The organism is Rhizobium sp. SEMIA 4085, from assembly GCF_013004495.1.
Lineage (GTDB): Bacteria > Pseudomonadota > Alphaproteobacteria > Rhizobiales > Rhizobiaceae > Rhizobium > Rhizobium gallicum.
On the sequence record NZ_JABEPH010000483.1, the window covers coordinates 1 to 3,595 of the forward strand.

General features: G+C 55.4%; 2 protein-coding genes and 2 pseudogenes. 2 read left to right on the forward strand and 2 right to left on the reverse strand.

Translation table 11 applies throughout. From position 1 onward, the window contains the following. Nucleotides 1-490 (reverse strand): annotated as a pseudogene (locus tag C9413_RS32890) (hypothetical protein); the annotation flags it as partial. Between the two features lie 392 nt (nucleotides 491-882). On the opposite strand from C9413_RS32890, the gene C9413_RS29530 reads away from it, so the two are divergent. Further along, nucleotides 883-2,007 carry a helix-turn-helix transcriptional regulator gene (locus C9413_RS29530; protein WP_039845244.1) on the forward strand — a complete coding sequence of 375 codons (1,125 nt, stop codon included), beginning with the start codon at nucleotides 883-885 and terminating at the stop codon, nucleotides 2,005-2,007. A gap of 335 nt (nucleotides 2,008-2,342) precedes the next feature. On the opposite strand, the gene C9413_RS29535 is transcribed toward C9413_RS29530, so the two are convergent. Next, complete coding sequence (locus tag C9413_RS29535) at nucleotides 2,343-3,011, reverse strand: hypothetical protein (RefSeq protein ID WP_039845245.1); 669 nt, start codon at nucleotides 3,009-3,011, stop codon at nucleotides 2,343-2,345. A 131-nt stretch (nucleotides 3,012-3,142) separates the two neighbouring features. Between C9413_RS29535 and C9413_RS32895 the strand changes: the two are divergent. Beyond that, nucleotides 3,143-3,595, forward strand: a pseudogene (locus C9413_RS32895) (tetratricopeptide repeat protein); the annotation flags it as partial.

Here is a 3,595-nt window from a genome sequence, read left to right on the forward strand (position 1 = left end):
TTGCTGCACCGCTTGCCGCCCTCACCAAACGTGGGTGTGACGACAGCGACAAGTAGTCCTGGCTCGCGAAATTGACGCCCGAGAATGGAGTTCCGTCACGCAAACTCCCGGAAACACGAGGGAGGATTTTTCCGCCTGTAGACTTCTGGTACGGGTCCAACCCAAATCTCCCACGGTCGTGGAACCAGTTTCCAACGGGCGTCCATCGTTTAATCAGATGGGTTTCCCTGGCGGCGAAGTGATCCTTTGCTGTCCCTATGCCAAGCTCTTTGAGAGGCAAGACATCAATGGGAATGTTGGAGGTCATGGGAAATCGCTCAAATATCGGTGAAGAGTGTTCGTAAATGGCACGCCACTCAAGGCATGTCTCAAGACGCTCCTTGGGTGTTTCCCGGCTTGACATAATGATGGCTTCGTTGAGGCTAATCTCATACATTGCCATGTAGGCTGCAATAACATCTTCATTATTTGTATTAGATGTAGTTTTCATAGTTCTAATTGTTTCTTAACAGCCCTTTCATACTTTAATAACACGTTCTCTTGTCGCAACACATACTCCAATTGCGTTAGGCTTTCCTTTATGCCTGAAGTCGGAACTGTTGCGGCGCTCGAAAAGACCAGACCTGGCATTCGAAACAAGAAGTTTCATCTTTACTTCCGGGATTTCTTGTGTAGCCTGTGCTGAAGTCTCGTTTTTGTTTGTATTACAGTTGCTTATGCTCATTCTCTTAGACAAGCCTGATTGCGATCCGAGCCAGCACACCGGAGATCACCATCCTGCGCATAGTGTCACCGATGCCACCAGCGGTTCGGGAGTCAGCATCGAACTCTCCAACAACGTGGTCGCAGGTTCCGTCGAAAGAATGATGTCTGGTAGACCCGATGCCTATTGATCTGTGCAGGCTGGATCAAGCACTCGACAAGTCGTTGGAAGCAGCGGTCGATGCGTCATTGTGGCCGCAAATTCTGGATAGTCTAACCGCCGCAACTGGTTCATTCGGCGCAAATATCATTCCGGCGAATGCGCGGTCTCCTGACCTGATCATCGCCACCGAAAGTGTTAAGCCCGCCCTGGAAGACTACTTCGCCAATGGCTGGCACATCAACGAATGGCGTCTCCGCGGCATTCCCCTCATGATGAGGGACGGAACGATGCGGGACCAGCAGTACACCACCCGCGACCAGTTCGAGCACCTGGAGTACTATCGCTTCCAGGCGGAACACGGCATCGGCCGGACATGCATAATCGGCTTTTCGTCACCGGAGGACCTCCTCTGTCTTACCCTGCACAGGACGCTCAGCTCCGACGTTTTCAGCGATGAGGAAGCCGCGGTACTCCAGAACGCCCGCGAGCGCCTGATGGCATCCGCCATGATCATGCGGGGTATGTCGGCGAGCAGGATCGGCGGGATGGTCGATGCATTCCGGGCGACAGGTGTCGCAGCGATATTCTTCGACCGGCTCTGCCGCGTGACGGAGGTGACACCTGACGCTGAGAGACTCTTCGGAGACGAGATATACCTCAGCAACCGGACCATTTGTTCTCGTGTCCCCGAAGTGACCACAGCCATCCAAAAGCGAATGCGCTCGGTAACGACGGAGAGATGGCTCCGACCCGACGAACCTTCACGCCCGCTCACGATACCACGGGACGGCATGCGACCTATGGTGCTGCGCATACAACGCCTGGGCGGCAATCTACCGGATTTCTTTGCGCACTCGGTTGGCGTTTGCCTCATTGAGGATGTCGGCCGGAAACAAAGGCAAAATCAGCAACAGCTCCGCCAACTTTTCGGGCTCACAGCCACCGAAGCGACCATCGCAACGATGATCTCTCAAGGAATGACCTTGCAAACAGTCGCGAAGGACAGATCGATATCCTACGAAACGGCACGGACTCATCTGCGCTCCATCTTTAGTAAGACGAATACGGGACGGCAGGCAGAACTAGCGACACTCCTGACACGCCTGAACCTCATTGATCTTCCCGCGTCCGATCTTTCATGAGATCAGCGCTCTTCATTTCAGCAACTCCCGGCACAACGTAACACCTCAACTCGTAAGTCGAGAAACTCCGGCAATCCCCTTGCTCTCGGCTTTCCCAATCGCTGTCGCCGTCTTCCAAGGGAAACAACCACTTCGTATCCCGCTCCCGTCTGCGCGAAGACCCTTCTCGTCTGAGTGCGAACATTGAGAGACCGAGCTTGACCGGAAGGGTCTGTCAAACAGTACGCCATAGGTCTGTCCGTCGGCATCGCTTGACGATCGGCTGCCGAGACGGCTCTGGTATTTGTAGGCAGGTTTCGCGGGACAATGCTAAATCCGTCCGTGTGATTTGTGTGTTACAGCCTTTGCAACGTACCTGACAGCGTCACGCCGCTTGCACTGCCGCTGTAGGAAATGGAATTCGCAGACTTCCTCGTTATCCTTACAGAGGCAGGCCTCCCGTCCGCTGGCTGCGCGTAGGTGTAGGTGAGCACTCCGCCGCTTACAGTGCCGTTCACCTGGACGACTTCTCCGCTGTTCTGTGCCGTGGATGTTCCTCTGACCTCATTCCCCTCAACCGAGAGATCGAGAACAAGTCCTGCCCTCAGCAGCAGCATGCCAACGGACCCCTGCCACCGTCCTTCGAAGAACTCGGGACCGATCGCTCTATTGCCGGCGCTGTCCTTGCTTGCATTGGCGTTCGCATAGGACGTGCACTTCCGGGCCGATATGCTCTTCTTCGTGATGGGCTTCGTACCAAACAGGCTTTCTGGCTCCGAACTTCCACTGCGGATCACAGTGGTCTGAGGCGTATTGTCCAAATAATACTCCACCTTCGAACATGCCCCTGCGGAACTCTTGACCGTGACCTCGGCCGAATAGCTGCCCTTCGAGCCTGAAACGCTGTCGATCGAGATGGTGGCGCGACATCCTCCTATCGGCTTGGCGAAATTGCAGTCCGCTGCAGCGGCGAACGAGGTGAGCGCCACATAGCAGGCAGTCAATAGAATTGGTTTGGGATACATTGCGCGCTCCGATAATGTTTCATCTCTTGCTATTTCACAGTTTGAGGGCAGACGCCTCCCGCATTTGGAGTACGCGTCACGCGGACTCACGTGATAACAGCGATGATGAGTGGAGATCGCGGGGCGCACGCATGCTAAAGAGATTTCGACGCTGGAGCCTGTCTCAGACTGGCTGGAATTCTGTCGCGCTGGTCATTCTCCTGTCTTCGACCGCGACGGCAGCTGACAGCAGAGAAACCATACAGTCTGATTTCCATGATGGCGTCCCCGAGACCGAATGTGATCGTCTTGCCGCGCACCCCGATGACAAGCAGCGTCTTGCGTCCTGCACGGGAATAGAGAAACCGTCTCCGGAGTCAGTCACCGCCTGTCTTGCCGCGGTCGAATCCCACCCCGGCAGCCCGCGGCTCACCTATCAAGCTGGTCGTGCCTACGATGCCGTTGAAGACTATGAAAATGCGCTGGCTTACTACAGCAAGGCCAGCGAACTCGGTAGCGCGTCCGCAACGTCTCCGCCTGGTAGGGGGCACGGACAAGGCAAGGGCGTGGGCGAAGCCGGTAGAGAAGAACCCGAACGATTCCAG